The organism is Siminovitchia terrae (assembly GCF_003605405.2).
Taxonomy (GTDB): Bacteria; Bacillota; Bacilli; order Bacillales; family Bacillaceae_C; genus Siminovitchia; species Siminovitchia terrae.
In genome coordinates this window covers 1-5,921 of sequence record NZ_QYTW02000053.1, presented here as the reverse complement: position 1 = coordinate 5,921, position 5,921 = coordinate 1, and the positions used below count along the sequence as shown (strand labels likewise).

Here is a 5,921-nt window from a genome sequence, read left to right as displayed (position 1 = left end):
TAGTCACTGGGACATTTTTTGTGTTCCAAAAAGGATTATTTCATACACCAGGATTTCTTTTAAAAAGTACTTAATTTCTATTTAGAATGACAATACAGTTGATTAAATATCGCTATTATTTCAAATCCATAATAATATGTTGTGAAAACTAGTCTTCAATCTTTAGGAACTCCCACTGGTTGCTTAGGACATACTCATTTATTATCTTTATGGTTAGAGGAGCAGTTTCATTAAATGTGACATGCAGGAGTCGAATAGAAGCGAGGAGTTCCTTATTACAATCAAGGTTTTTACGTGAAACAGTAAAACCTTCTAAACTACTTGGATGATTATGTTTTTTAAGAACCACTTCAATCTTCTCAAGTATTAGAAGCATGGCAGCATCCCCGAAATACTGTAATCCAGCTTTGATTGCTGACCAAATTTTTGGTTGAGCTATAAAATAGGCACTCCACCAATAAAATTCATCCAGAGATTCACTTGCGTGATCGTAATACACATTAAACACGAACAACGCTCGTTGTCCTTTGGTTAGTTCTTTATAAAACAGTTCTTTAACCATTGTCTGATCCCCTGTATTTTGCTCCGCCACTCTATTTTTATAAACTAGAATCAACGGTTCAAAACACGCTTTGCAGATCGCTTCCTGAGCTAATTGATCGAACTCCTGTTTTTTCATTTTCACTATCAAATTATCACTCCTCATCCATAATTATACATCATTGGAATAGGGATAAATGTGATATTTAAATTTACATACTTTACAGTTCGGGAATAATGAAAAAAGAATTAATTAGTCTAATAAAACTCATGTAAAGTGTTTTTTCTGCTTCAACCACACGTTCTCTTAGCCCTAATAATGGTAGCAATTTCGTGGAGGGAGCTTACTTTTTTTCCGTTCTTTAGCTTTTTGATTCAAAGCCATTAACTCTTGAATTATTTGAATCTTCAGCCCGTTGTAATCTGCATCAATTGCTGACCCTTTTACAATTTTCTCTACTACTTTTGGTTCTCTCTTGAAGATGGTGAAATAAAAGACACCACGATAAAAAAACTATCGGAGTGTCTGTTTTACACTTGTGATTTCGTTTTACACATTTTTTACACTTAATCAGTAAAGAAGGTTGAAATACCAACCTTTAAAGGGGTATATAGATTTTCGGGGTGGAAATCGAACCCACTAAGACCAGTCAGAAATAGGACTGGTGGCGCACCATTTGCCTTCCCTCAATTATGAGATGTTTTCTTTTTGAATATCTACCCATATAACACAATAGCTAAAATATATTTTTAAAAAATATTATTTTTTTCGACATGCGTTTTGCTTTCACACAGAAGCCTTAGGGGATCTTGGCTCGAAGGGCAGCTATGAGAATGTGCTGAAAAAAGGAGCTTACTTTTTGTTTTTCCTGCCTGATCTTGTGCTCAAAGTTTGACATTAAGAGTAACAGTATTCTTCGTGATAAATTTTTCCCGGATCGTTTAATGAAGTGGCGGTTTCGAAGTTTTTGGGGAATGTACTCTTTTTTTGATTATGCGATCTATCAAATTATGGATAGGCCATTTTTATCTAAGGATTTTGCACAAAACCTTTGGAAACTGAAAACAGAATAAGGGGCTGAATAAATGATTGTTCTCACTCAAGGAATTCTGCGAACTATTGTTCAAAAAATGTTCTCCCTAAGGCACATCCGTAGAGTCATTTAATATAGCTGCAACCATGTGAATTAGTGCAAAAGACAATAAGTCGTTTTAATTCCTTTTATAATGTCTAATGAAATAAAGAGGATAAAAAATCAACTTTATGTTTAAATTCCTTTTGTAGAAATCCAGAATTTAAGGTAATGATGTAAAATAAGATGAGGAAAGGAAATCAAAAAATGCAAGGGGGGATTAGTTATGATTGGTTATCTGAATCTTTTCAGCCTCGTACTTGGAATAATTGCTTGGGTAATTCCTGTTGTTTCTCTCATGAGATTTAAAAAGCAGGGTCATAAAAATTGGGTGGCTCTTTCCACTATAAGCATTAGTGCTTGTGCTATCTCGCTATTTTTCCAGATTTTTGATAACTATCATTTAGTTAAGATTGAGGATTGGTCTGCTCTAATGGATACAACGGGTGCAGTGGTGTTTCTCGCGGCAGTTCTTCTCACCGTTACACTCATATTAAATGTAATGACCTTGATTGTATATAGTGGCAGAGCAGCAAAATAGAAATAAAATGTCAATATTTTGAGGGTAGAGTTAAGTTCATACAAGGCTGTCAATACAAAAAGTAGAGTGTATCCTGAAATTCTATATATCGGCTGGGGTATGAAAAGACAAATTGATGTGATAGCTGAAAGCTCTCTCGTCAATAATACATTTTGTGCTTGTCATCCATGATTTTGTTTCTTGCGCTTTTCTCACTTGAAGAAATTTTGGCTTTTAAAAGGTAAGGGGGGTTCCTTACAGTTGACTTTCTCCTATATGGTGATGCCAAAGCCATTTGAAGCACTTGCTTCAAATTCACTTTTATTTAAGTGCATTTTTTAAAAAATATCTCTTTGTTTATTATTGAGAAGCTATTCAAGTTCCGTGCTGTAAAGATGCATTACTTGCAGGATATGATTAAATGTCTCATTATTGAGATTCTCAAGTTCATCATATTTTTATATGTATTTGATTTAATGCTATTGAAACAGTAGTGCTGTAGTTTGTTTCGTCGCTTATTGTTTCGCAGGCTTTTTATGTATAAGGGAGGAGATTCTTAAGGTTTATAGCTTTTTCACTCAGTAATTGTTATTTTTAGAGAAATATTTGGGAATGTCAGAGTCGGATTATAATGGCACGATCACTGGATTTACCCTTCTGACTCCTTAACTTTGAGAGGGACACTTTATTTGTGTTCCTCTCTTCTTTTCACGAAGATGAATTAACATAATTTCACATAAATGTTAATTCATCCCAATTTCATAATAATACATTAAATGATTAGGTTGATTTATGTCAACGTAATGATAGGAGGATTTTTGTAAGTTTCCAAAGGGTGAAATGGTAAACCAGTTTGGCATCTTCTAAGAAGGGATCCTAAGTGTCATGAAAAGTCTAGCCTCCCGAATATTTTCTCGCCTTCATGTTTAGAAATTGTTGAAATTCCGGGTATAAAATATATCTAAAAAATAAATCTCTATCTTAGGGAATATATTTATGCGGATAAAACATCATTCTTTGGGATTGCATTTTTATTGTATTCTAGGAGGGGAAGAATGCAGATTCTTGTATTAGAGGGGCGTTTAGACGAAAAAGATTATCTGTATAGCGTTTTAAAAAATACAGAGGTGTTTAGTAATATTGTATTTTTTTACGATTCTACAGAAGCTTTAGGATATCTCAAAAAGAATAGGGTTGACGTGATATTCATTGATATTGATATTGAAAAAACTAATCGAATTTATTTTGCAGAGTTTATCAAGTCATATGACAATTCTATACAGATCATTTTTTTGGCAAATGATGGTAAACTCGCTGTCAAAGCATTTGATATAAATGCGTTAGATTATATAATAAAACCTATTACTTTAGTGAGGTTAAGGAAATCACTTAATCGTATATTAGCTGCTAATTACAATGATAAAAAGATTCATATTCAATGTTTAGGAAAGTTGGAACTAAACAGGTCTAGTAAAACACAGACAAGCATTAAGACAAGCATTAAATGGAGAACAACTAAATCTAAGGAATTATTTTGTTTCTTATTACATAATAATAATCGCTCAATGAGCAAAGAGCTGTTAATTGAGAAGCTTTGGCCATATCTATCAGAAAAAGATTCAACTGCATTACTGTATACTACAATATATCATGTCCGTAAAGCCTTATCTTCCATAGGACCGACCATTAAACTGCTCCGAGATCTTGGGGGATATTATTTGCATCTGAGTGAAACCGACATCGACGTATGGCGGTGGGAACGCATTTTGAATCAATTCCCCAATATTAATAAGGGTAACAAGGAAATTGTACTAGAAATGGTAAAAAAATATAGACCTTATTTGGAAGATGAGGACTATGTATGGGCAGAATCGGAAAGAGTCAGGCTTCATAATATGTGGTTAAACAATACATATAAACTAATAGAATATTTCACCTCTAATAAATGGCATGAAAAAGCCATACAACTTTGCTATGACATTCAAGCGATTGATTCGACTGAGCAAAAAAGTCATCAATTTTTGTTAAATATCTATAATGAAATTGGAGATGTAGATAAAGCCATTAAGCAATACGCGAGACTCAAAAAAATCGAAAAACAATTAATTAAATAGTTTTAATCACCAAAAGCATGTAATGACTGTTGAGGTTTCATTACATGCTTTTTTCTATTTTTAGATTTGTCTTTTATTCATGATTAGTGAAAATAACCTCTTAAATTGTTGTTCTACAGGTATTCCAGCCACTTATTTTATGTATGAAAAAAGATAATATTGTCTTATTTTAAAGTGTTTTGTCTTTTTGTGTTTAGAAATGGTTTAACACCATTGTGCATAATTTAACTGTAGCTAGGGATGCGCACTTATATCTTTGATTCGCTACTATTTTTCATTCGTCAGTGAAAGTCTTTTACGAATGCATGAAAGGAGTGACTCGTGTCAACTTTTGCTAAGAAATGTGAGTGTTTACTCATTGATATTCATGATTTTATTTTAGGAGGTTGTCCAGAAAGAAATGAGTTCAAAAAGAAAGTTTGATTACAAGAAAAAAATGAATGCAAGTCGCGGTAAGAATCTAAGAAGAGCCGCGGCGATCGCTGCAACAACGCTATTAGTAACTGTCCCGATCAATAACACATTAGCAGGCTTTTCGTTACCTGGTTTTGAAGCAAGTACCGTACAAGCTGCTTCGCTTGCACAAGTAAACTTACTTCAAAATACAACGGTTACTGCTAATGTTGTTGATGGAAAACCATTTCAGCTAAATTTAGGTGTTTCCGGTAAAGCATTGGCTAATATACAAGCCGTTAATCCCGATCGAGTAGCAGTATTCCAAGTTCCTGCGGAACTTGCCGGAGATATTCAAGCGAATGGACCTGCAAATGTATCTGTTGAAATTTTACCTATTACTATGCAAGATCTGCCTGCTTTAGGTGGTGCACTGAATGATGTAACTGGCGCACTTACAGGCGCAGTTTCACAAGTTTTGAAGACAGTAGATCAATTGCAAAGCAGTATTATTCCGAAAGAGCTTCTCACCATTAAAGGAGTATCGGAGCTATCAAAAGCATTGGATGGATTGAATAATCTTGAAGCTGCTTTAGCAGATTTATTGCAATATAACGACCAGGTTGAAGTTAATATTTCACCAGATGGTGTTATTACTGTTGATTTTACTGAGGGCTTAGGAAAACACTTAGAAACAGCTGTAAACGATGTAGTTATTCAAACATTGCAAAATGTAATTGATGCTGTAAATGCTCTTGAAATAAAAATCTTACCTGCCGCAGAGTCCATTCCTTTAGTAGGAACAATTGTTAAGACTTTGAACCAAGTCATTAACTCTACATTATCTCTCGTTACTGGAGTAGGCCAACTGGCAACAAATCTTGTTAAGAACATAACTGATGGGACACTTGATTTAGTTAGTGAACTCGCTCAAGCTTCCGTTTTGGGGAAAATCTCTGTAGATCTTTCCGTTAACGTATCAAACCCAACAAATGCTTGTGTAAAGAGTTCAGAAATTAAAGGCGCTATTGTTGGAGATAGTGTAATAGATGTCCAGTTATTATCTAGTTTAGAAGCATCTGATACTGTTACTTTCCCAGATCAAGAATGTGACTCAGACTCTGATAGCGATGCTGATGCCGACGCTGATGCTGATTCTGACAGCGATGCTGACGCCGATGCTGACGCCGATGCTGACGCCGATGCTGACGCCGATGCTGA

At 34.5% G+C, this 5,921-nt stretch carries 4 protein-coding genes; 3 read left to right on the top strand and 1 reads right to left on the bottom strand.

The features are described 5' to 3' along the window. Window positions 1-148 precede the first annotated feature (148 nt). Complete coding sequence (locus D5F11_RS25515) at window positions 149-685, bottom strand: hypothetical protein (RefSeq protein ID WP_126646692.1); 537 nt, start codon at window positions 683-685, stop codon at window positions 149-151. Window positions 686-1,899: 1,214 nt separating this feature from the next. On the opposite strand from D5F11_RS25515, the gene D5F11_RS25510 reads away from it, so the two are divergent. From D5F11_RS25510 to D5F11_RS25500, 3 genes are all read left to right on the top strand, one after another. After that, window positions 1,900-2,214 carry a hypothetical protein gene (locus D5F11_RS25510; protein WP_120119579.1) on the top strand — a complete coding sequence of 105 codons (315 nt, stop codon included), beginning with the start codon at window positions 1,900-1,902 and terminating at the stop codon, window positions 2,212-2,214. Window positions 2,215-3,248: 1,034 nt separating this feature from the next. Next, entirely contained in the window at window positions 3,249-4,307 is a 1,059-nt protein-coding gene (locus tag D5F11_RS25505; protein ID WP_120119580.1) for a response regulator, read from the top strand. 400 nt (window positions 4,308-4,707) lie between these two features. Continuing rightward, a partial coding sequence (locus tag D5F11_RS25500) for an adhesive domain-containing protein (protein WP_342776063.1) occupies window positions 4,708-5,921 on the top strand: 1,214 nt, incomplete at its 3' end.

Bases quoted from the DNA above. Each gene is read 5' to 3' on its own strand.
- D5F11_RS25510 (WP_120119579.1), top strand. From the start codon at position 1,900: ATGATTGGTTATCTGAATCTTTTCAGCCTCGTACTTGGAATAATTGCT.
- D5F11_RS25505 (WP_120119580.1), top strand. From the start codon at position 3,249: ATGCAGATTCTTGTATTAGAGGGGCGTTTAGACGAAAAAGATTATCTG.